The 22340-nt window shown below is 73.9% G+C and carries 24 protein-coding genes; 16 read left to right on the top strand and 8 right to left on the bottom strand.

From position 1 onward, the window contains the following. The first annotated feature begins 77 nt into the window (after window positions 1-77). From AC07A4_RS40575 to AC07A4_RS40535, 9 genes are all read left to right on the top strand, one after another. Complete coding sequence (locus AC07A4_RS40575) at window positions 78-704, top strand: NUDIX domain-containing protein (RefSeq protein ID WP_478609413.1); 627 nt, start codon at window positions 78-80, stop codon at window positions 702-704. 180 nt (window positions 705-884) lie between these two features. Then, window positions 885-3032: a tetratricopeptide repeat protein gene (locus AC07A4_RS40570; RefSeq protein ID WP_478609410.1), complete on the top strand. Its 2148-nt coding sequence runs from the start codon at window positions 885-887 to the stop codon at window positions 3030-3032. Window positions 3033-3166: 134 nt separating this feature from the next. Then, a complete protein-coding gene (gene ald, locus AC07A4_RS40565) occupies window positions 3167-4291 on the top strand; it encodes an alanine dehydrogenase (protein WP_478609408.1) in 1125 nt (374 codons plus the stop codon). A gap of 448 nt (window positions 4292-4739) precedes the next feature. Beyond that, a complete protein-coding gene (locus tag AC07A4_RS40560) occupies window positions 4740-5873 on the top strand; it encodes a ParA family protein (RefSeq protein WP_478609405.1) in 1134 nt (377 codons plus the stop codon). 41 nt (window positions 5874-5914) lie between these two features. Continuing rightward, window positions 5915-6415, top strand: a complete 501-nt coding sequence (locus AC07A4_RS40555) for a hypothetical protein (protein ID WP_478609403.1) — start codon at window positions 5915-5917, stop codon at window positions 6413-6415. 17 nt (window positions 6416-6432) lie between these two features. After that, window positions 6433-7446: a segregation and condensation protein A gene (locus AC07A4_RS40550; protein WP_478609401.1), complete on the top strand. Its 1014-nt coding sequence runs from the start codon at window positions 6433-6435 to the stop codon at window positions 7444-7446. A gap of 77 nt (window positions 7447-7523) precedes the next feature. Next, a complete protein-coding gene (gene scpB / locus AC07A4_RS40545) occupies window positions 7524-8090 on the top strand; it encodes an SMC-Scp complex subunit ScpB (RefSeq protein WP_478609466.1) in 567 nt (188 codons plus the stop codon). A gap of 12 nt (window positions 8091-8102) precedes the next feature. After that, window positions 8103-9341 carry a pseudouridine synthase gene (locus tag AC07A4_RS40540; protein WP_478609399.1) on the top strand — a complete coding sequence of 413 codons (1239 nt, stop codon included), beginning with the start codon at window positions 8103-8105 and terminating at the stop codon, window positions 9339-9341. 14 nt (window positions 9342-9355) lie between these two features. Continuing rightward, on the top strand, window positions 9356-10102 hold the full coding sequence (locus AC07A4_RS40535; protein WP_478609463.1) for a nucleotidyltransferase domain-containing protein: 747 nt from the start codon (window positions 9356-9358) through the stop codon (window positions 10100-10102). Here AC07A4_RS40535 and AC07A4_RS40530 read toward each other — a convergent pair. The 4 genes from AC07A4_RS40530 to AC07A4_RS40515 form a co-directional block, all read right to left on the bottom strand. Next, entirely contained in the window at window positions 10028-10774 is a 747-nt protein-coding gene (locus tag AC07A4_RS40530) for a nucleotidyltransferase domain-containing protein (protein WP_478609396.1), read from the bottom strand. The two genes, AC07A4_RS40535 and AC07A4_RS40530, sit on opposite strands and share 75 nt — an antisense overlap. A gap of 21 nt (window positions 10775-10795) precedes the next feature. After that, entirely contained in the window at window positions 10796-11260 is a 465-nt protein-coding gene (locus tag AC07A4_RS40525) for a Rieske (2Fe-2S) protein (protein ID WP_478609394.1), read from the bottom strand. Further along, the gene (locus AC07A4_RS40520) at window positions 11257-11838 is read right to left on the bottom strand and encodes a DUF6529 family protein (protein WP_478609392.1); all 582 of its coding nucleotides are present in this window, start codon (window positions 11836-11838) and stop codon (window positions 11257-11259) included. The genes AC07A4_RS40525 and AC07A4_RS40520 overlap by 4 nt, the downstream gene beginning before the upstream one ends. A gap of 75 nt (window positions 11839-11913) precedes the next feature. Then, window positions 11914-12600, bottom strand: coding sequence for a hypothetical protein (locus tag AC07A4_RS40515; protein WP_478609389.1), 687 nt, complete (start codon window positions 12598-12600; stop codon window positions 11914-11916). A gap of 147 nt (window positions 12601-12747) precedes the next feature. On the opposite strand from AC07A4_RS40515, the gene AC07A4_RS40510 reads away from it, so the two are divergent. The 5 genes from AC07A4_RS40510 (at window position 12748) to der (ending at window position 17464) form a co-directional block, all read left to right on the top strand. Continuing rightward, window positions 12748-13236, top strand: coding sequence for a YidB family protein (locus AC07A4_RS40510; RefSeq protein WP_478609462.1), 489 nt, complete (start codon window positions 12748-12750; stop codon window positions 13234-13236). Window positions 13237-13346: 110 nt separating this feature from the next. Continuing rightward, complete coding sequence (locus tag AC07A4_RS40505) at window positions 13347-14432, top strand: prephenate dehydrogenase (RefSeq protein ID WP_478609387.1); 1086 nt, start codon at window positions 13347-13349, stop codon at window positions 14430-14432. A gap of 122 nt (window positions 14433-14554) precedes the next feature. Beyond that, on the top strand, window positions 14555-15244 hold the full coding sequence (cmk, locus tag AC07A4_RS40500; RefSeq protein WP_478609460.1) for a (d)CMP kinase: 690 nt from the start codon (window positions 14555-14557) through the stop codon (window positions 15242-15244). A gap of 56 nt (window positions 15245-15300) precedes the next feature. Then, window positions 15301-15888 carry a lysophospholipid acyltransferase family protein gene (locus tag AC07A4_RS40495; protein ID WP_478609459.1) on the top strand — a complete coding sequence of 196 codons (588 nt, stop codon included), beginning with the start codon at window positions 15301-15303 and terminating at the stop codon, window positions 15886-15888. 73 nt (window positions 15889-15961) lie between these two features. Beyond that, a complete protein-coding gene (der, locus tag AC07A4_RS40490; protein ID WP_478609385.1) occupies window positions 15962-17464 on the top strand; it encodes a ribosome biogenesis GTPase Der in 1503 nt (500 codons plus the stop codon). Window positions 17465-17545: 81 nt separating this feature from the next. Here der and AC07A4_RS40485 read toward each other — a convergent pair whose 3' ends face one another. Together AC07A4_RS40485 and AC07A4_RS40480 are read right to left on the bottom strand one after the other, a co-directional pair. Continuing rightward, complete coding sequence (locus AC07A4_RS40485; protein WP_478609383.1) at window positions 17546-17881, bottom strand: hypothetical protein; 336 nt, start codon at window positions 17879-17881, stop codon at window positions 17546-17548. Between the two features lie 112 nt (window positions 17882-17993). Continuing rightward, a complete protein-coding gene (locus AC07A4_RS40480) occupies window positions 17994-18782 on the bottom strand; it encodes a hypothetical protein (RefSeq protein ID WP_478609381.1) in 789 nt (262 codons plus the stop codon). A 532-nt stretch (window positions 18783-19314) separates the two neighbouring features. On the opposite strand from AC07A4_RS40480, the gene AC07A4_RS40475 reads away from it, so the two are divergent. Beyond that, entirely contained in the window at window positions 19315-19941 is a 627-nt protein-coding gene (locus AC07A4_RS40475; protein WP_478609379.1) for a LysM peptidoglycan-binding domain-containing protein, read from the top strand. A gap of 166 nt (window positions 19942-20107) precedes the next feature. Continuing rightward, window positions 20108-20719, top strand: coding sequence for a transglycosylase family protein (locus tag AC07A4_RS40470; RefSeq protein ID WP_478609376.1), 612 nt, complete (start codon window positions 20108-20110; stop codon window positions 20717-20719). Here AC07A4_RS40470 and AC07A4_RS40465 read toward each other — a convergent pair. Together AC07A4_RS40465 and AC07A4_RS40460 are read right to left on the bottom strand one after the other, a co-directional pair. After that, on the bottom strand, window positions 20694-21440 hold the full coding sequence (locus tag AC07A4_RS40465; RefSeq protein ID WP_478609373.1) for an ATP-binding cassette domain-containing protein: 747 nt from the start codon (window positions 21438-21440) through the stop codon (window positions 20694-20696). The two genes, AC07A4_RS40470 and AC07A4_RS40465, sit on opposite strands and share 26 nt — an antisense overlap. Continuing rightward, window positions 21437-22340: ABC transporter ATP-binding protein (locus AC07A4_RS40460; RefSeq protein WP_478609370.1), on the bottom strand; the 904-nt coding region annotated here is incomplete at its 5' end. The genes AC07A4_RS40465 and AC07A4_RS40460, both read right to left, overlap by 4 nt.

The raw sequence follows: 22340 nt of genomic DNA, 5'->3' as shown, positions 1-22340 counted from the left end.
GATACGGTTGCCGGGGTACGGCCCTTCGAGGGCGCGTACCCCGGCTTTCGTATGGACGTGTGGAAGGACAGGACGACATGACGATCAAGGACACCGCGGAGGAGTGGCGGATCACGGCGACGGACACGCCGTTCGTCGGGAACAAGACCTCCGTGCGCACCGACGACGTCGTCATGCCGGACGGATCGGTCACCCGCCGTGACTACCAGGTCCACCCCGGTTCCGTCGCCGTCCTCGCCCTCGACGACGCGGGCCGCGTCGTCCTCGTGCGCCAGTACCGCCACCCCGTGCGCCACAAGCTCTGGGAGATCCCCGCGGGCCTGCTCGACGTGCCCGGCGAGAACCCGCTGCACGCCGCCCAGCGCGAGCTGTACGAGGAGGCGCACGTCAAGGCCGAGGACTGGCGCGTGCTCACCGACGTCTACACCACCCCCGGCGGCTGCGACGAGGCCGTGCGCGTCTTCCTGGCCCGGGACCTGTCCGAGGCCGAGGGCGAGCGCTTCGAGGTCGAGGAGGAGGAAGCCGACATGGAGATCGCGCGCGTCCCCCTCGACGAACTCGTCCGCGGCGTCCTCGCCGGGGAGCTGCACAACAACTGCCTGGTGGTCGGCGTCCTCTCGCTCACCGCCGCGCTCGGCGGCGACGGCCTCGACGCCCTGCGCCCGGCCGACGCGCCCTGGCCCGCGCGGCCCTTCGAGGTCTAGCGGCCGCGAGCCCGGCGCGGGCCGCCCCCGCGACACCGCCGGTGTGACCATCTCCTGATCCGATCGGGCGACTTGTGCGCGCCGTGGCACCGGGAACGCGGCAGGGCCTGAACTAGGCTCTGAAAGCGTCCCGACCGGAGTCCCGGCGGGTTCGTGCGCAGGCGGACGGGAGCGTTACCCGTGACGGATCAGGCGGTCGACACGGACGGTTCGGCACGGGCTGCCGCACCCCCGCCCACCAGCGCCGCGACCGGCGCCGACGGGGACGGATTCGTGGGCCGCCACCGGGAGTTGAAGGAGCTGCGCGCCGATATCGACCGCGCCGGGCTCGACACCCTCGCGGGCCGCAAGGCCCCCCGCGCCCGCGTCCTGCTGATCGCGGGCCGCCCCGGCTCGGGACGCACCGCGCTCGCCGAGGAACTGGCGCGGCGGCTCGCCGACGCCTACCCCGACGGGGTGCTGCGCGCCCGCCTCACCGAACCCGACGGCACCCGCGTCCCCACCGAGCGCACCGCCCGTGAACTCCTCGACGCCCTCGCCGTGCCCGCCCCCGCCGGGGCGGACCAGGACGACCTGGCCGCGCTGCTCCGCGCCACCCTCGCCGACCAGCGCGTCCTGCTGCTCCTCGACGACGTGACGGGCGCCGACGACGCCAGCGACGCCGAGGACGCCGCGGGCGCCGAGCAGGTCGACCCGCTGCTCCCCGACACCCCCGACTGCCTGGTCCTCGCCGTCTCCGACGGCCCCCTCACCGGCATCCCCGACGTGCGGCCCTGCACCCTCGGCGGCCTGGACACCAAGGCCGCACTCGACCTGCTGACCCGCAGCGCGGGGTCGGTGCGCATCACCGTCGACCCGCGCTCCGCCGAGGGCCTCGTCGAGGCGTGCGGCGGCCACCCGGCGGCCCTGGTGATCGCCGGGGGCTGGCTCGCCGCCCACCCCAAGGCGGCCGTCGCCGACCTCGCCAAGCAGGTCAGGGAGGGCCCCGAGGAGGGCATGGCGGACTCCGGGCTCGCCCGGGTCTTCCGGCACGCCTACGCCGCGCTGCCCGCCCCCGCCGCCCGGATACTGCGCCTGCTGTGCCTCGCCCCCGCCGGGTACGTCGACCCGCACACCGCGTCCGCCCTGGCCGGCTGCTCGGTGTCCGCGGCGCGCTCCACGCTGGACGACTTCGTCGCCCTCGGCCTGCTGCGGGCCGTGGTGTCACCGCTGCCGCAGTACGAGGTGCCGGGCTGTCTGGTGCCGTTCCTGCGGGAGCTGACGGAGGTCCAGGACCGGCCCGGGGAGGTGCAGTTGGCGCGCGCCAGGATGCTGGAGCGGACCGTGCGGCTGCTCCAGTCCTGCCGCGCCATCACCGAGGCCGACGGCTCGGCGGCGCGCAAGAAGCTCGCCGGGCTGCCCCGCGCCCTGCGCTTCCCCCACCCGCGTGCCGCCGCCGAGTGGCTGGCCATCCGGCAGCCCGCGCTGCTCGCCGCGGCCCGACTCGCGGTCGCCGACGGCGAGCTCGACACGCTCGCCCGGCGGCTCCTCGCGGCCCTGGCCCGCGCCCTCGCCGCGCACCGCGGCCCCGAGGCCGCCGCCCCCGAGCTGTACGCCATCCACCAGCTGGTCCTGGACGTCGCCGAGCGCCGCGAGCTGCCGCGCGAGCAGGCCGCCGCGCTGCTGAACCTCGGCGACCTGGACGCGCACACGGGGCGTACGCACGAGGCCCTGGCCCGCTACCGGGCCGCCCTCGACTGCGCGCGGGCTGCGGGCGACCCGTACGCGACCGGGCGCGCGATGGAATCCGTAGGCGGCGCGCACCAGGAGCTCGGGGACTACCACCGGGCCGCCGACTGGTTCGGCAGGGCGCTGAGCGAACGCCTGGCCCGGGGCGAGGGCGCGGACGCCGCCCGGCTGCACGGGCGCATCGCCACCGCCCACACCTATCTGGGCCGCTACGGCGAGGCGCTGCGCAACTGGAGCTCGGCCGTCGCCGGATACCGCAGGACCGGGGACGTGGCGGCGCGGGCGCGGGCGCTGAGCGAGATGGCGCGGGTCCAGGAGTACGCCGGGCGTCCCGAGGACTGCCTGCGCACCTGCCAGGAGGCGATCGACTGGGCGCGCCGCGCGGAGGACACCCGGCTCCTGGCCGCGCTGCGGCTGCGGCTCGCCGACACCCTGGACCGGCTCGGCGACCCGGCGGCCGCCCGGCTGCACCGCGGCGCCGCCGAGCGCATCCTGGAAAGTGAGCCCGGCGGGGGAACCGCCGAGGCCACGAGGCACCCATCGAAGGATGGACCCCCGGTCCCCGCCTACGAAATCCGTAGTGCATCCGGTCAAGATTGATGCTTTGAAAGGCTAGACACCGAGAAATCCTTCATTAGACTGGCTCCGCCGCGTTATCGCGCGGTGTCTTCCGATGCGCTCGTTTGCGTACCGGTTTGTACTGCATTGCCCCGATTCCCCCTGAGCCAAGGACCGTGATCGACGTGAAGGTCGGCATCCCCCGCGAGGTCAAGAACAACGAGTTCCGGGTGGCCATCACCCCCGCCGGCGTGCACGAGCTGGTGCGCCACGGCCACCAGGTCGTCATCGAGCGCAACGCCGGTGTCGGCTCGTCGATCACGGACGGCGAGTACGTCGCCGCCGGCGCCGAGATCCTGGAGACCGCCGACGAGGTCTGGGCCACCGCTGACCTGCTCCTGAAGGTCAAGGAGCCGATCGCGGAGGAGTACCACCGCCTCCGCAAGGACCAGACGCTCTTCACCTACCTGCACCTGGCCGCCTCCAAGGAGTGCACGGACGCGCTCCTGGAGTCCGGCACCACGGCCATCGCCTACGAGACGGTGGAGCTGCCCAGCCGCGCCCTGCCGCTGCTCGCCCCGATGTCCGAGGTCGCGGGCCGCCTGGCCCCGCAGGTCGGCGCCTACCACCTGATGCGCGCGGCCGGCGGCCGCGGCGTGCTGCCCGGCGGCGTCCCCGGCGTGGCCGCGGGCAAGGCCGTCGTCATCGGCGGCGGCGTCTCCGGCTGGAACGCCGCGCAGATCGCCATCGGCATGGGCTTCCACGTGACCCTGCTCGACCGCGACATCAACAAGCTCAAGGAAGCCGACAAGATCTTCGGTACGAAGATCCAGACCGTCGTCTCCAACTCCTTCGAGCTGGAGAAGGCCTGCCTGGAGGCCGACCTCGTCATCGGCGCCGTGCTCATCCCGGGCGCCAAGGCCCCGAAGCTGGTCACCAACGAGCTGGTCTCGCGCATGAAGCCGGGAAGTGTTCTTGTCGACATCGCGATCGACCAGGGCGGCTGCTTCGAGGACTCGCGCCCGACCACGCACGCCGAGCCGACCTTCCCGGTCCACGACTCGGTCTTCTACTGCGTCGCCAACATGCCCGGCGCGGTGCCCAACACCTCCACGTACGCCCTGACCAACGCGACGATGCCGTACATCGTCGAGCTGGCCAACCGCGGCTGGGCCGAGGCCCTGCGCCGCGACGCGTCCCTCGCCCTCGGCCTCAACACGCATGACGGCAAGGTCGTTTACAAGGAGGTCGCCGAGGCGCACGGCTACGACCACGTCGAGCTGGAGTCGCTGCTCGGCTGATCTCGCCGGGATCACCGACATCACTGACATCACCGGCACCCGACCGACCGCGACCCGCCCCCGTCCGGTCGACTTCGGTCGGCACCGGTGGCTTTCGTCAATGAAAGTCGTCAATCTCACGCCGACGGCCGGACCTTACGAGGGGTCCGGCCGTCGGCGGTTCGGCGTGCGCACGCTCAACTCGCCGCGAAACTTACCCTTTAACCGTTTCGCCCACCCCGGAAACGTGCCGACGGCACGGCTTACGCCCTTGACACCGGGGTGTTCCGTTGCCGACACATCGGGCCGGGTCCGGCGGATTGTGTTGCTGCGGAGCGGTGACACGCCATAGAGTCGCCAACCGTCGGCATGGTGCCACGCTGACCTATCTAGAAATTTCCTGGTCACCAAGGAGGTAAGACGACTTGTGAATGAGTCGACATTTGCTCCCGGGGGTGGCCAACCAGGAATGACTGGACGGGGCCAAGGTCCCGTCGGGCTCGAGGCTGTCGGCTCCGTCGCTGTCCGCACCTTCGAAGCCCGCCAGAGTCCGCAGCCGACACCGTCAGCACCCCAGAGCATGGATGGCCAACACGTGAACGCCATGGCCGGCGACCGGAGTGGCGACAACACCACCCCTACCCCCCTCGCCGACTACGAGGAACTGCCCCAGGGTCATTTCTACGACCCCGACGCGGAGTACGAGCCCGACCCCGAGTACGCGGCCACGCTCGCCCCCGACGCCGCCCGTCAGCGTCGCGAGCGCATCGGCCCGACCGGGCGTCCGCTGCCGTACTTCCCGATCCCGGGTCCGCTCACCGACCACGGGCCCGCGAAGATCATCGCGATGTGCAACCAGAAGGGCGGCGTCGGCAAGACCACGTCGACCATCAACCTGGGCGCCGCGCTCGCGGAGTACGGGCGCCGGGTCCTGCTCGTCGACTTCGACCCGCAGGGCGCGCTCTCGGTGGGCCTCGGGGTGAACCCGATGGAGCTCGACCTCACGGTCTACAACCTGCTCATGGAGCGGGGCATGTCGGCCGACGAGGTCCTGCTGAAGACGGCGGTCCCCAACATGGACCTGCTGCCCAGCAACATCGACCTGTCCGCCGCCGAGGTACAGCTCGTCAGCGAGGTGGCCCGCGAGTCCACGCTGCAGCGGGCGCTCAAGCCGCTGATGGCCGACTACGACTACATCGTGATCGACTGCCAGCCCTCGCTCGGCCTGCTCACGGTCAACGCGCTGACGGCCGCTCACAAGGTCATCGTCCCGCTGGAGTGCGAGTTCTTCGCGCTGCGCGGTGTGGCCCTGCTCACCGAGACCATCGAGAAGGTCCAGGAGCGGCTCAACCCCGACCTGGAGCTCGACGGCATCCTCGCGACGATGTACGACTCGCGCACGGTGCACAGCCGCGAGGTCCTCGCCCGCGTGGTCGAGGCGTTCGACGACCACGTCTACCACACGGTGATCGGGCGGACCGTGCGCTTCCCGGAGACCACGGTCGCCGGCGAGCCCATCACGACGTACGCCTCGAACTCGGTGGGCGCGGCCGCCTATCGCCAGCTCGCCAGGGAGGTGCTCGCCCGGTGTCACGCCGAGTGAGTCTGCCCGGGGCCGACGAACTGTTCCGTACGACCGGGGGGATGGCGCTGCAGGCGTCGTCCCCGCGGCGTCAGGCGAACGGCGAGGCGAGGGTGCCCGCACCCGCGGGCGAGAGCGACGAGGCGGCCGCCGAGGAGTCGCACGCGTCCGCCGCCGCGCAGGGTGACGGCGAGTCCGCCGAGCACCCCGCGGGCGAGGGGGAACCGGGCAGCGACGCGCAAGGGCGCCGCCCGGCGCAGGAAGGTTCTGGCAGCTCCGGCGCGGGCAAGAACGCGGGCTCCACGGCCACCCAGACGCGCAAGCGCGGCCGGGCCGCCAACCGGCGGCCCAGCGGGCGCGAGCGGCACGACGAGAAGATCACCGTGTACGTCTCCGCCGAGGAACTGATGGACCTGGAACACGCGCGGCTCGTGCTGCGCGGCGAGCACGGGCTCGCGGTGGACCGCGGGCGCATCGTGCGCGAGGCCGTCGCCGTCGTCCTGGCGGACCTCGAATCGCGCGGGGACGCGAGCATCCTCGTACGACGGCTGCGCGGGCGGTAGCGGTACCTTTCCGCGTAATGTCCACCATCTCGACGAGCGACACCCCCGCACCACCGCCCGCACGCCGCCGGGCGCTGGGGCGAGGGCCGGGCGCGGACGACTCACCGGGCCCGCCCCATCCCGAGACCGAGACTGAGACCGAGCCCGAGACCCAGACCGGGGGCGAGCCCCCGCGTCCGCCGGACGGGCCCGCTGAGGAACCGTCAGGGGCCGCGCCCGACGACGGGCGCTTCACGGTCCGCCTCGCCAACTTCGAGGGGCCCTTCGACCTGCTGCTCCAGCTCATCGCCAAGCACAAGCTGGACGTCACCGAGGTCGCGCTCTCCAAGGTGACCGACGAGTTCATGGCGCACATCCGGGCCATGGGACCCGACTGGGACCTGGACCAGACGACCGAGTTCCTCGTCGTGGCCGCCACCCTGCTCGACCTGAAGGCGGCCCGGCTCCTGCCCGCCGCCGAGGTCGAGGACGAGGCCGACCTCGCGCTCCTGGAGGCGCGGGACCTGCTCTTCGCGCGGCTGCTGCAGTACCGCGCGTACAAACAGATCGCCGACATCTTCAGCGGCCGCCTCGACGACGAGGCGCGCCGCTATCCGCGGACCGTCGGGCTCGAACCGCACCACGCCGAGCTGCTGCCCGACGTCGTCATCAGCATCGGCGCCGAGGGGTTCGCCAAGCTCGCCGTGAAGGCGATGCAGCCCAAGGCCAAGCCGCAGATATACGTCGACCACATCCACGCGCCCCTGGTGTCCGTGCGCGAGCAGGCCGCCGTGGTCGTGGCGCGGCTGCGCGAGCGCGGCGAGGTCAGCTTCCGGGGGCTCATCGAGGAGCTGGGCCCCGACGACACCCTGACCGTCGTGGCGCGCTTCCTGGCGCTCCTGGAGCTCTACCGGGAGAAGGCGGTCGTCCTGGAGCAGGAGGACGCCCTCGGCGAGCTGACGGTGCGCTGGACGGGCGGGGACGGCGACGCCTCGCCGACCGTGACCGACGAGTTCGACCGGGCCCCCGAGCCGGATCAGGAGACACCGTGAGCATCGAGAGCCCCGCCGGGGAGCTCCGGGCCGAGGTCGCGGACCTCGCGCTGAAGCCCGCCCTCGAGGCCGTCCTCATGGTCGTGGACGAGCCCGCGACCGAGGAACACCTGGCGAAGGTCCTCCAGCGGCCCCGCCGTGCCGTCGCGGACGCGCTGCGCGAGCTCGCCGACGAGTACACCGCCCAGGGCCGCGGCTTCGAGCTGCGCCTGGTGGCGGGCGGCTGGCGGTACTACACGCGCCCCGCCTACGCGCCCGCCGTCGAGGGCTTCGTCCTGGACGGGCAGCACGCCCGGCTCACCCAGGCGGCCCTGGAGACGCTCGCCGTCGTCGCCTACCGCCAGCCGGTGAGCCGCTCCCGGGTCTCCGCGGTGCGCGGAGTGAACTGCGACGGGGTCATGCGGACCCTGCTCCAGCGCGGTCTGGTGGAGGAGGCGGGCGCGGAACCCGAAACAGGTGCGATCCTGTACAGGACGACGAACTACTTCCTGGAGCGGATGGGCCTGCGCGGCCTGGACGAGCTCCCGGAGCTCGCGCCCTTCCTCCCGGAGGCGGAGGCGATCGAGGCCGAGACGCAGGAGGGACTTCCGTCGTTCGATCCGGACGCGCCCGACGCCCCGGAAGACGAGACGCAGACGACCTAAGACGGAACTTTGATGCGAAGCAGCAGCGGCAGGAACAGCAGCGGAAACAACGGCGGGAGCCGTGGTGGCAACAGCGGCGGCCGCGGCAACAGCGGCGGCCGGAGCGGTGGCGGCAGCCGGAGCGGTGGCGGCGGCCGCGGCGACTACCGGGGTGCCGGTGGCGGCGGTGGCGGCCGCGGCGACTACCGGAGCGCCGGTGGCGGCCGTGACGACCGGCGTGACGACCGGCGTGCCGGTGGCGGCCGTGACGACCGGCCGAGCCGCCCCAGCAAGCCCCGCCCCGAGGAGCGCCGCTACGACGTGGGCCCCGGCGCCTCGCAGGACGGCCCCAAGTCGGGCCGCGGCGCCTCCGCGCGCGGCGGCGCCAAGGGCGGCCCCAAGCGGAGCCAGGACCAGCGCGGCAGCGGCCGCGGCCGCCCGGCCCCGGCGCGCTCGCGCGAGTACGAGGCGCGCACCGAGGAGCGCAACCGCGAGCGCTACGCGGGCCGCCCCAAGGTCAGCACGCCCAAGACCTTCCCCGGCGCCGAGCAGGAGGGCGAGCGCCTGCAGAAGATCCTCGCCCGCGCGGGCTACGGCTCCCGGCGCGCCTGCGAGGAGCTGATCGAGCAGGCCCGCGTCGAGGTCAACGGCGAGATCGTCCTGGAGCAGGGCCTGCGCGTCGACACGGACAAGGACGAGATCAAGGTCGACGGCCTGACCGTGGCCACGCAGTCGTACCAGTTCTTCGCCCTGAACAAGCCCGCCGGTGTCGTCTCCACCATGGAGGACAACGAGGGGCGCCAGTGCCTCGGCGACTACACGAACAACCGCGAGACGCGGCTGTTCCACGTCGGTCGGCTCGACACCGAGACCGAGGGCGTCATCCTGCTCACCAACCACGGTGAGCTGGCCCACCGCCTGACCCACCCCAAGTACGGCGTGAAGAAGGTCTACCTCGCGCACATCGTCGGCCCGATCCCGCGCGACCTGGGCAAGCAGCTCAAGGACGGCATCCAGCTGGAGGACGGGTACGCGAAGGCGGACCACTTCCGTGTCGTGGAGCAGACCGGCAAGAACTACCTGGTCGAGGTCACCCTGCACGAGGGCCGCAAGCACATCGTGCGCCGCATGCTCGCCGAGGCCGGGTTCCCCGTCGACAAGCTGGTGCGGGTCGCCTTCGGCCCGATCACGCTCGGCGACCAGAAGTCGGGCTGGCTGCGCCGCCTGTCCAACACCGAGGTCGGCATGCTGATGCAGGAAGTCGACCTGTAGTGCTCACGGCGTCGGTGGTGGACGCGCTCGACCTGGGCGCCGTCGCGGGGGAGCAGCCCGACCCGCTGCTGTTCGCGACGGTGTCGGGGGCCCATCTGTACGGGTTCCCGTCCCGGGACTCGGACGTGGACCTGCGGGGCGCGCACTTGCTGCCCGTGGCCGACCTGGTCGGCCTGCGGGAGCCGGAGGAGACGCGCTCGCAGATGTGGCTGCGGGACGGCGTCGAGATGGACCTGGTCACGCACGACCTGCGCAAGTTCGCGCGCCTGTTGCTGCGGCACAACGGCTACGTCCTGGAGCAGCTGCTCTCCCCGCTGGTCGCGCACACCACCGACGCCCACGCCGAGCTGGTCGCCCTCGCGCCCACCGTCCTGACCAGCCACCACGCCCACCACTACCGGGGCTTCGCGCAGACGCAGTGGCGGCTGTTCGAGAAGAACGGCGAGCTGAAGCCGCTGCTCTACACCTTCCGGGTGCTGCTCACCGGCATCCACCTGATGCGCGGCGGCGCCGTCGTCGCGCATCTGCCCACCCTGGTGGACGAGGTCGCCGAGGCACCCGCCTATCTGCCCGACCTCGTCGCCGCCAAGCGGGAGGCCGAGCACGGCGGCGCCGAGGTGGACCGGCGCCGGGTGGCCGCCGACGTGGAGCGGCTGCACGCCGCCCTGGACGAGGCGCGGGCGGACTCAGACCTGCCGGGCGTCCACACCGCGTACGACGCCCTGCACGACCTCGTCGTCCGCGTGCGCCTGGAGGGCTGACGCCCGGCGCGCGCGGTACAGGAAGTCCTCGACGCGGCGGCGGTCCGGCTCCGGCGGAAGCGGGGTGCGGGCCGCCGCCGTTTCGCACTCCGCCGCGAGCCGCGCCATCCAGGACTCGACCTCGGGCCAGGGCACCTCGCCGCGCTTGACGGCGAGCAGCGGCTCGCGCCCGGAGCCCACGTCCAGGGTCAGCTCGCCGGTCAGGAGCAGATCGCGGCAGCTGCCGAGCAGGCGCAGCAGATGCATGGCGTGCTTCCAGCGCGGGGCGCCGTACGTGCGGACGTCGGCGTCGAGCTTCTTGCGCTGGCCGAGCGCGTAGCGGGCGAACGTCTCGTGCGCCTGGCGGGACAGGAACGCCCCGCGCAGGGCCAGCAGCTCGCGGCCGGTGTCCGTGACGTGCTCGACGAGCGGCGAGTGCAGGCACTCCAGGATGTTCGGGTTGGCGCGCAGGGCCAGCTCGCAGAAGCGCTCCAGCTCCCAGCTGAACTGTTCCTCGGCCGGTCCATCGACGTGTGTGGGCGGCTTCTCGAAGCGCCAGTACAGCTCCGTGGGCGCGAGGAAGACGCCCCTGCGGTCGGTGTCGCTGCTGTCCGTGGCCAGGCCGAAGGCGCGCGATCCCATCACACAGGCGTAGATCGTGTGGTCGCGGACCAGGTCCTGCGGGTTGTCCATCCCGGGAGCGTACGCGGTGGGTCAGGTGAGCCGGATCGTGTCCTGCGTGACGGAGATGTTCCGTGGGGCCAGCGGGCGCGGCGCGGGGCCGCCCGCCACCGAGGCGTCCGCGACGCGGAACTTGCTGCCGTGGCACGGGCAGTTGATCGTGCCGCCGGACACGTCACGGACGGTGCAGCCCTGGTGCGTGCAGACCGCGGAGAACGCCTTGAAGTCCCCCTCCTCGGGCTGGGTGACCACGACCTTCTCGTCCTCGAAGACCTTGCCGCCGCCGACGGGGATCTCGGACGCCTTGGCCAGGGGCGGCGGCGTCGCGGGCGGCTTCTCGCCGGGGGAGCCGCCCTCGGAGGACGGGGGCGTGGACTTCGGCGGGTCCGGCTCCGCGCCCTCGTCGCCGTACTTGTCGCACGCGGCCACGGCCGCGACCGCGCCGGCCAGCAGGGCCGTACGACGGGTGGGGCCCGGGGCGCGCCCGCCGCCGCTCACGTCGTCACCCTGAACGTGCGGAAGAACCACAGCGCCGACGTCACCCACACCACCGTGAGCACCGCGAAGACCAGGCCGCCCACCAGCGGAAGCAGCCAGCCGGGCAGCCGCTCGGAGCGGAGCAGCAGCATCTTGGCGCTGAACGCGCCGAAGAAGAAGCAGCCGAGGAGGGAATGCCACAGCACGCGCGTCGAGTACGTCTGGTAGCCGAGCGCGTAGAGGCAGTGCACCGCCACCGGCACCGCCACCAGGAACGCGATCCGGCCCGACCAGCGGTGCAGCGCCCCCGACCAGGACGGGCCCGGCAGCCTGCCGTACACCATGAGGGCCGAGAGGACCTGGAGGAGCGCGAAGCCGAACGCCGCCGTGGCGAGCCAGGACTTGACGGCGCTGGTGGAGCTGAAGCCCGCGAGGTTGAAGGCGGTGCCCTCGGGGTCGTGGACCTTGCCGTACGCGCCGAGGGCGACGGCCACGGCGGCCGCGACCAGGGCGGGCACCAGATAGCGGGCCGGATGCTCGCGGCGCGGGCCCGAGGGGAAGCCGGCACCTTGGGTGGGGGCATTGGGGTCGACGCTCATGGGGCCTCCCGGGGCGGGCACGGACGGGGGAGCGAAACGGGAGCGGACGGCGAGCGGGCGGGTGCGCGGGGCCGCTCAGGGCACGACGGGGCGGGCGGTGAGGCGGCCGCCGCCGGGCAGGCGGACGGCTCCGGTCGCGGGGTCGAGGCGGGGGGCCCGCGCGGGCTTCCCCGCGCGGGTGAGGACGCCGACCTGGCTGCCGTCGCTCTGGACGATCCAGCCGCCGTCGAGGCGCTCGCCGCGCACCTGGGCCGTGGCGCGGTAAAGGCCGGCGGGCTTGTTCGCCCGGGGGGCGGTGAAGCGCCGGGGCGCGTCGCGGACGTCGACCGTGCCGCGGACCGCGCCGCCGCGCACGCGCCCGTCGAGCGTCGCGCCGTTCTTGCCGGTCAGCCGCATCGAGCCGTCGTCCTTCACGTCGCCCTTCAGCCAGGCCTCCGTCGTGCGGCCGTCGCAGTAGTACGCCGAGGCCTTGCCGTCGCGCAGGGTGATGGCCACGGAGGCGGTGTCGTCGGCCGTGCGGCCCGTGTACCTGCCGTCGGGCGGGGGCGCGGGCTTCTTCGACGGGGACGGCTCGCGGGACGGGTCGCGGGACGGGTCTTTGGCGGGCGCGCTCGACGAGGGCGGCGACGCGGGCTCCACGGCGCCCGGCGCGGCGTTCCCGTACGACGCGTCGCCCGACCCGTTGGCCACGTTGAGCAACAGCATGAACAGGGCCAGCAGCAGCCCCCCGAGCAGCGTGAACAAGGGTCCTGAGCGCTTCATACGATCCCCCCGAGGCGCGCGGCCTGCCCCTCCATGCAAGCCCACCCGCACCCCGCCGTCCAGGGGCGCACGGAGGCTGAGCGCCAGTGGTGCGGTTGAGGTCCGCGCCGGTCGCTCCGAGTGGCGGGGCGCGTCGGACCGGGTGACATTGGCAGGGTCCGGGGCCCCTGGCCCGCGGGGCGGGGCCCGGCCATCGAAGCGAAAGGCACGACCATGGCGGGTAACGATCTGGGCGGTCTCCTCGGCGGTCTCCTCGGCGGCGGCCAGCAGGGCGGGGGCTCGTCCGGCGGCGGCGCGGGCATCCTGGGCGCGCTGCTCGGCGCGCTGATGAGCAAGGGCGGCGGCGGGAACAACCCGCTGGGCGGCCTCCTCGACGGGCTGACCAAGGCCGGGCTCGCCGACCAGGCCCAGTCGTGGGTCGGCTCCGGCGAGAACCAGCCGGTGTCCGGCGCGCAGGTGAAACAGGCCCTGCCCGACGACACGCTCCAGCAGGTCGCCGAGCAGGCCGGGGTCTCGCCCGAGCAGGCCGCCGACGAGATCGCACAGCAGCTGCCGCAGGTCGTCGACAAGCTGACCCCGAGCGGACAGGTGCCGACCGGCTCCCTGGAGGACATCATCAGGCAGCAGCAGCTCTGAACCGGCTCCACGGCTCCGCGGCCGCCCGCACCCGTGTCACAGGCGGTGACTAGGCTGTACGTACTACAGCTACAGCTACAGCAGCACGGAAGCTACGGGGACACCGCCCAGTGAGAACAGCCCTCGTCATCGGCACCGGCCTCATCGGCACCTCGGCCGCCCTGGCCCTGGCCCGCCGCGGCGTGGCCGTCCACCTCGCCGACCACGACACCGAGCAGGCCCGCACGGCCGCGGCCCTCGGCGCCGGGACCGCGGCGGAGCCCGAGGGCCCCGTCGACCTGTGCGTGGTCGCGGTGCCGCCCGCGCACGTCGCCGCGACGCTCGCCGATGCCATGCGCCGCGGCCTGGCCCGCGGCTATCTGGACGTGGCGAGCGTCAAGGGCGGCCCGCGCCGCGAGCTGGAGTCGCTCGGCCTCGACCTGACGCCGTACATCGGCACGCACCCCATGTCGGGCCGCGAGCGCAGCGGCCCCCTCGCCGCGTCCGCCGACCTCTTCGAGGGCCGCCCCTGGGTGCTCACCCCCACCCGGGACACGGACACCGAGGTCCTGAACCTCGCCCTGGAGCTGGTCGCCCAGTGCCGGGCCGTGCCGGTCGTCATGGACGCCGACGCCCACGACCGGGCCGTCGCCCTCGTCTCGCACATGCCGCACCTGGTGTCCAGCATGGTCGCGGCCCGCCTGGAGAACGCCGAGGAGTCGGCGGTCCGGCTGTGCGGCCAGGGCATCCGCGACGTCACCCGCATCGCCGCGTCCGACCCGCGGATGTGGATCGACATCCTCTCCGCCAACCCGGCCCCGGTCGCCGACCTGCTCGCCGACGTCGCCGCCGACCTCCAGGAGACCGTCACCGCGCTGCGGGGCCTGGCCTCCGCCGACGAGGGCAAGCGGCTCGACGGGGCCGCGGGCGTCGAGAACGTGCTGCGGCGCGGCAACGCGGGCCAGTCCCGGGTGCCCGGCAAGCACGGCTCGGCCCCGTCCGCGTACGAGGTCGTGGCCGTCCTCATCAACGACAAGCCCGGTCAGCTGGCCCGCATCTTCGCCGACGCGGAGCGGGCCGGGGCCAACATCGAGGACGTCCGCATCGAGCACGCCACGGCGCAGCAGGCGGGCGTGGTCCAGCTCATGGTGGAGCCCGCGGCGGCGGAGCCGCTGGCCGCCGCGCTGCGCGAGCGCGGGTGGGCCCTGCGGCAGTGAGGGCGCTCCAGGGGGCGGCCCGGACTGAGGGGGCCGGGAAGCCAGTAACCTTGTGCGGGGCGTCCGCACGTCCCGCACGCCGACCCGCGCCCCGAGAAAGGCCCCCGCAGCCCGTGGAAACCGTGGAAAACAGCGCCGCCGCAGGCACCGTGATCGTCGCCATCGACGGGCCCTCCGGCACGGGCAAGTCCAGCACCTCCAAGGCCGTCGCCGCCCAGCTCGGCCTCAGCTACCTGGACACCGGCGCCCAGTACCGGGCGATCACGTGGTGGATGGTGCACAGCGGCATCGACCTCACCGACCCGTCCGCGATCGCCGCCGTCGCCGGAAAGCCGGACATCGTCTCCGGCACGGACCCGGACGCGCCGACGATCACGGTCGACGGCACGGACGTCGCGGGCCCGATCCGCACCCAGGACGTCACCTCCAAGGTCAGCGCCGTCAGCGCGGTCCCCGAGGTGCGCACCCGGATCACCGAGCTGCAGCGCTCCATCGCGGCCGCCGCAGAGCGGGGCATCGTCGTCGAGGGCCGGGACATCGGCACCACGGTGCTTCCCGACGCCGACCTGAAGATCTTCCTCACCGCGTCGCCCGAGGCCCGCGCGGCCCGCCGCTCCGGCGAGCTGAAGGGCGCCGACGTCAACGCCACCCGCGAGGCCCTGATCAAGCGGGACGCGGCCGACTCCAGCCGCAAGACGTCCCCGCTCGCCAAGGCCGGGGACGCCGTCGAGGTCGACACCACCGAGCTCACGCTCCAGCAGGTCATCGAGTGCGTCGTCACCCTCGTTGAGGAGAAGCGGGCCGGGAAGTGACCGCGGCGGCAGCCGAGCGCGGCGCCGAGGTCGGGCGGCGCATCGGCGTCGGGCTCATGTACGGGCTGTGGAAGCCGCGCGTGCTCGGGTCCTGGCGGGTGCCCGCGAGCGGCCCGGTGATCCTCGCCGTGAACCACTCGCACAACGTCGACGGCCCGATGGTCATGGGCGTGGCGCCCCGGCCGACGCACTTCCTGATCAAGAAGGAGGCGTTCGTCGGACCGCTCGGCCCGTTCCTCCAGGCCATCGGCCAGGTCAAGGTCGACCGCTCGATCGCCGACCGGACGGCGATCACGGACGCGCTCGCCGTCCTGGAGCAGGGCGGCGTCCTCGGGATCTTCCCCGAGGGCACCCGGGGCGACGGCGACTTCGCCTCGCTGCGCGCCGGGCTCGCGTACTTCGCGGTGCGCTCGGGGGCGCCGATCGTGCCGGTCGCCGTGCTCGGCAGCACGGAGCGGCGCGGGCGCCTGATACGGCAGCTGCCGCCGCTGCGCAGCCGCGTCGACGTGGTCTTCGGAGACCCGTTCCAGGCGGGCGACGGCAGCGGGCGGCGCACGCGCACGGCGCTCGACCAGGCGACCACGCGCATCCAGGAGCGGCTCACCGCCCACCTGGAAAACGCCAGGCGCCTGACCGGGCGCTGAGTAAGACTTCCAGTAGTGACCGGCCGGGTGGCCGGCCACCGATCACCACGATGAGCAACGAGGTACGGACTTCATGAACGACCACATCCAGCCCGAGGGCGAGGGCTCGGCCGAGCACGTCGAGCACGACCACGGTGCGCTTGGCGACGCCGAGTACGCGGAGTTCATGGAGCTCGCCGCCGTGGAGGGCTTCGACATCGAGGACGTCGAGGGCGCCATCGAGGCGGCCGGGCACGGCCCGCTGCCGGTCCTCGCCGTCGTCGGCCGCCCCAATGTCGGCAAGTCGACCCTCGTGAACCGCATCATCGGCCGCCGCGAGGCCGTCGTCGAGGACAAGCCGGGCGTCACCCGCGACCGCGTCACCTATGAGGCCGAGTGGGCGGGCCGCCGCTTCAAGGTCGTCGACACCGGCGGCTGGGAGCAGGACGTCCTCGGCATCGACGCGTCGGTGGCCGCGCAGGCCGAGTACGCGATCGAGACCGCCGACGCCGTCGTGTTCGTCGTCGACTCCACGGTCGGCGTCACCGACACCGACGAGGCCGTCGTCCGGCTGCTGCGCAAGGCCAACAAGCCCGTGGTGCTCTGCGCCAACAAGGTCGACGGCCAGAGCGGCGAGGCCGACGCCACCGCCCTGTGGGCCCTCGGCATCGGCGAGCCGCACCCGGTCTCCTCGCTGCACGGCCGCGGCACCGGCGACATGCTTGACGCGGTCCTGGACGTCCTGCCCGAGGCGCCCGCCCAGACCTTCGGCACGGCCGTCGGCGGCCCCCGCCGCATCGCGCTCATCGGCCGTCCGAACGTCGGCAAGTCGTCCCTGCTCAACAAGGTGGCGAACGAGGAGCGCGTCGTCGTCAACGAGCTGGCGGGCACCACCCGCGACCCGGTCGACGAGCTGATCGAGCTGGGCGGCGTGACCTGGAAGTTCGTGGACACCGCGGGCATCCGCAAGCGCGTCCACCTCCAGCAGGGCGCCGACTACTACGCCTCGCTGCGCACCGCCGCCGCCGTCGAGAAGGCGGAGGTCGCGGTCATCCTGATCGACGCCAGCGAGTCGATCAGCGTGCAGGACCAGCGCATCGTCACGATGGCGGTGGAGGCGGGCCGCGCGGTCGTCCTCGCGTACAACAAGTGGGACACCCTCGACGAGGAGCGCCGCTACTACCTGGAGCGGGAGATCGAGACGGAGCTCGCCCAGGTGGCGTGGGCGCCGCGGGTGAACGTGTCGGCGCGCACCGGGCGCCACATGGAGAAGCTGGTCCCGGCGATCGAGACGGCCCTCGCGGGCTGGGAGACGCGGGTGCCGACCGGCCGTCTGAACGCCTTCCTCGGCGAGCTGGTCGCGGCCCATCCGCACCCGGTCCGCGGCGGCAAGCAGCCGCGCATCCTCTTCGGCACCCAGGCGGGCACCAAGCCGCCGCGGTTCGTGCTGTTCGCCTCGGGATTCATCGAGCACGGCTACCGCCGGTTCGTGGAGCGCCGCCTGCGCGAGGAGTTCGGCTTCGAGGGCACGCCGATCCATATCTCGGTGCGGGTGCGCGAGAAGCGCGGACAGAAGAGCCAGAGCAAGAAGAAGTAACACCCGCGGCGATGCCCGGCGTGGCGATGCCCGGCCCTCCTCGTGGAGGGCCGGGCATCGGCGTGTGCGGGGGGCGTCGGGTCAGACGCGGCGTGGGCCCGGGGGCAGCGCGGCCGGGAAGAGGTGGCCGTAGCCGCCGTGGTGGTCGGCCTGGGTGGGCTGGCCGTAGCGGGCGACGTGGAAGGCGTTGTGCCGGGGGTCGTAGCGCGGGTCCTGCCGGGGGGTGTGGCGCGGGTCGTGCCGCACGGCGCCGTACTGGTTGCCGTACGGCACGGGGGCGAAGGCCGTGAACCTCAGCTCCTCCTCGCCGGTCCGGTCACCGGGCAGGGCCCGGAACGCCCTGAGGTACTCCGAATAGAGCGCGTCGTAGATCGGCGTGGCCGACACGGGCGTCGGGGCGTCCTGCGCGGTGCGCATGGACGGGATGGGGCTGGCGTACGGCCGGTGAGGTGGGGCGTCGTATACGTACACGTCTGAGCCAACGACCTGGGGGGTTGCCGGGATGCGGGGGCCGGCCGCCCAATGTGGGTCAGGTGCCCGCGAGCGGCAGCGTGGACGCCACCAGCTGGCCGCGGGACGCCGCGCGGTCCAGGGCCTCGCGCAGGAGGTCCTCGCGGGGCTGGCGGCCGATGGTGCCGGACGGCGTGGCGTACAGCAGGACGGCCTGGAGCTTGTTGGCCGCCGCGCGCCAGTTCTCGGTGACCTGGAGCGGCTGGTGGGCCTGCCACCAGGCGACCGGGGAGCCGCCGCCCGTGCCGGGCTGGAGGATGGCGTGCAGCTGGCCCATGGCGAGCAGGACCGACCAGCCGTGCAGCGTCGGGGGCACGCCGGTGAGCGTGGGCACCGGCATGAAGCCGTTCTCGATGAGCAGCGGCAGGAAGTCGTCGCCGCCGCCCGGCAGCGCTCCGGGGCGCGCGATGGGTCCGGTCGGCTCGACGACGAGCGCGGGGCGCAGCTCGCCGTCGATGTGGACGAGACCGCTGGTGACGCCGAGCACGGCCTGCTCGGGGGCGGCCTCGTCGGGGCGGGCCGCCTCGGGGTCCTCGCCGGTGATCGACCGCACGGCGCCCTGGAGCTGCTCCTCGGCGACCTCGACGATCTGGGAGGGCAGGCAGGTGGCGTGGGCGAAGGCGAGCACGGCGGTCTCGTCGCCGACGAACAGGACCGTGCTGGTGCGCTCGCGCTCGGAGTCGCCCGGGGTCCGGCAGGACGTGCAGTCGTAGGCGCCCGGGGCGTTCTCCCCGGCGAGCAGGCGGTCGGCTTCTTCATCGCCGATCTCGGCGCGTACCTCGTCACTGAGGTCGAGCATGCGCGGCACGGGTGGCTCCTCGGAATCGGTGCGTGGGGTGTCCGGGTGGTGCCCGGCTCATAAAGGAGACAACGGGTGATCAGTGGCCCAAGTCACGCGCGAGGGGGCACGGAATTGAACTATCGGAAGCGGAGGGTGAGTTGATCATTCTGATCCGTCACCGCGCGCCAACAGCTGTGCCCTGCACGGAAGTTGAGGCGGTGAGGTGAGTCACAGATCGAATCCGGCGCGGGTCGCTAAATGCGGATATGCGGGAATGAAGCGGGTGTCCGGAATTCGCCGATACCCCGGGTAACGGGCGACTGGCCTGGAATGACGGGGAAGCGGTTGATGGCGGGGCGGGAGGGCTCCTAGATTCCACCGCCGTGTGCAGCGAGCACCGCTCGGGTACGTCCGCCGGTCGCGCAGCCAGCCTCGGTACGAGTACGAGGGCGCGGCAGAGCCACCTCACTCCGGCGGGCGGGGCTCGGCGGACCCCGGCGCCGGAAGCGTGCGGGGCCGCGGGGCCGGGGGGAGCCCGGGTCCTTCGAGAGGGAAATCCATGTCCGAACGTCCCAGGAACATGCGCACGACGGCGGTGATCGGCGGAGCGGCCCTTCTGGCCCCGCTGGGACTGCTCGCCGCGACCGGCCAGGCCGCGGCGGACGGCGGAGTGTGGGACCGGATCGCCCGCTGCGAGAGCGGCGGCAACTGGCACGTCAACACGGGCAACGGCTACTACGGCGGACTCCAGTTCTCCGCCGGGACCTGGCGGGCGTACGGCGGCACGGCCTACGCGCCGACCGCCGACCGGGCGTCCAAGGCCCAGCAGATCGCCGTCGCGGCGAAGGTGCAGCGCGCCCAGGGGTGGGGCGCCTGGCCCTCGTGCTCGGCACGGGCGGGTGCCTCCGGCGCCGCCCCCGGGGCCGCGGCGCCCCGGCCCGCCGCGCCCAAGGCGGCGCCCCAGGCCGCGCCGAAGCCCGTCAAGCAGCGGCCCGCCTACCGCGCGGAGCGGGGCACCCCGCGCGGCGCGGCCGCGGCGGGCGGCCACACCGTGTGCCAGGGCGACACGCTCAGCAAGATCGCGGCCGCGTACGGCACCACCTGGCAGCGGCTGTACGCCGTCAACCAGGGCGTCATCGGCGGCGATCCGCATCTGATCGTGCCGGGCCAGCGCCTGGCGGTCTGACCGTGCCGGGTCGGCGTCTGGTGATCTGAGCGCGCCGGGCCCGGCGCCGCACGCGCTGACCGGCCCGTCCGCCCCGCGCGGCCCCGCCTGCTCCGACCGGGTGGGGTCGCGCGCGTGGCGGCGCGGCGCGCCGGGGGCGTGCGCGGGTGCTGCGTAACGTGGCCCGATGCACTCGACGCACCCGATGCCGCGCGGACGTCTTCGGTTCGTGTCCCCGCTCGCCGCGGCGGCCCTGTCCCTGGCCGCGTCCCCGGCCGCCGCGACCGCCGTGCCCCCGCCACCGCAGCCGGGCCCGGCCGTCACCACGTACTTCTACGACTGTTCCCGCACCGCGGGGCCCTGGCACTGTCTCGCCGAGTGCGAGAGCAGCGGCCGGTGGCACATCAACACCGGGAACGACTTCTACGGCGGGCTCCAGTTCAAGCAGTCCACCTGGGAGGAGCACGGCGGCCTCGGGTACGCCCCGCGCGCCGACCTCGCCACCCGCGAGGAGCAGATCAAGGTCGCCCGGAAGGTGCTGCTCAACCAGGGCTGGGGAGCCTGGCCCGTCTGCTCGAAGAAGGTGAAGGAGGCCGGGCTCGACCACCTCGCGCTGCTGCCCGAACGGCGCACGCACGTCGTCAAGCGCGGGGAGACCCTCAGCTCCCTGGCCCGGCGCTACAAGGTGGCGGGTGGCTGGCCCGCCCTGTACAAGGCCAACCGGGGCGTGGTGGGGCCGCGCCCGGACCGGCTCGCGGTCGGGACGGTCCTGGTCATCCCGGCGGCGTCGAAGGCCTGACGCCGCCGCCATCGCCGCCGCCATCGTCGCCGCCGTCGGTGCCGCCGGGCGGTTCCGCGAGCTCCGCCGCCTCGCCGCGGAACACCACCGCGCCGCGGCGCAGCTCGTACGCCACCGCCGCCCGTGCCGCGGGCCCGCGCAGGCCGGGCGGCAGCCGCTGCTCGGCGACGACCACGCACGCGTCCAGGCCGCTCAGGAGCGCGTACGTACGGGCCGCGACCGCCGGGGACATGCCCTGGGCGGGCTCGTCGACGAGGACGGCGCGGGCCCGGGACAGCAGGGGCCGGGAGAGGGCCAGCATGCGCTGTTCGCCGCCGGACAGCGTGCCCGCGCGGCGGCCTAGGAGGGGGCACAGCTCCGGGTAGGCCGCCAGGGCCGGGTCGATGCCGCCCTTGGCGCGGGCCAGTTCCAGGTTCTCGCGGACGGTGAGCGTGCCGAAGACGGCCTGGCGGTCCGGTACGAGGCACAGGCCCCGGCGGGCGCGTTCGTGCGCGCCGAGCCGGGTGACGTCCGTGCCGTCCCAGACGACGGCGCCCGCGGTCAGCGGCACGGTCCCGGCGAGGGCGCGCAGCACGGTGGTGCGGCCCGAGCCGTTACGGCCGAGCAGCACGGTCAGGCCGGGGGCCGGGGCGGCGAGGCTCACGCCGTGCAGGGCCTCCAAGGGGCCGTAGCGGACGCGGGCGTCGCGCAGTTCGAGGGTGCCGGGGCGGGCGGCGCTCACGGGGCCCCGCCGTCGAGGACCTCGTCCGCCGGGCCGGAGGCGACGACGCGGCCCGCCGTCAGCACGTGCACCGTGTCGGCGAGGCCCGCCACCAGGTCCAGGTCGTGCTCGACGACCAGGAGCGCGGTGCCGTCCGCGGCCAGGGCCCGCAGGACCCGGGCGAGCGCGGCCACCTCCGCGGTGTCCAGGCCTGCGGCGGGCTCGTCCAGGAGCAGCACGTGGGGGCCGCCCGCCAGCGCGCGGGCCAGCTCGACGTGGCGCAGCGTGCCGGTCGGCAGGCCGGCGGCCGGGCGGTCGCGGAGCGCCGTCAGACCGAACAGGCGCAGCGCCCGGTCCAGCGCCGCCGGGTCGCGCACCCGCCCCTGCTCGGCGCCCACGCGCACGTTCTCCGCGACCGTCAGCGTCGGGAAGACGGCGAGCTGCTGGAAGGTGCGGGCCACGCCGACGCGGGCGCGGGCGTGCGCCGGGAGCCGGGTGACGTCACGGCCGCCGAAGGTCACCCGCCCGCTGTCGGGCCGCAGCGCCCCGGCCAGACAGTGGAACAGGCTGCTCTTCCCCGCGCCGTTGGGCCCGACGACGGCGGTGACGCGGCCGGGCTCGACGGTGAGGGAGACGTCGCGCAGGGCGGTGAATCCGCCGTAGGTGAGGGACAGGTGGTGGGCGGACAGGGCCGACAGGGCCGACAGGGCGGCTGGGGTGCCTTTGGGGTGGGGGCTTGTGGGGGTGAGGGCGGCGGTGACAGCGGGTGGGACGGCGGGGATGCGGGCCGGGGCGATGGCAGGGCTCCCGTCGTTCGCACCGCTGCCGCTGCCGCTGCCGCTGCCGCTGCCGCTGCCGCTGCCGCTGCCGCTGCCGCTGCCGCTGCCGCTGCCGCTGCCGCTGCCGCTGCCGCTGCCGCTT

Source organism: Streptomyces sp. NPDC043996 (genome assembly GCF_056435225.1).
Note: the sequence above shows the minus strand (reverse complement) of the source record. Positions and strands in the feature narration are given on the sequence as shown.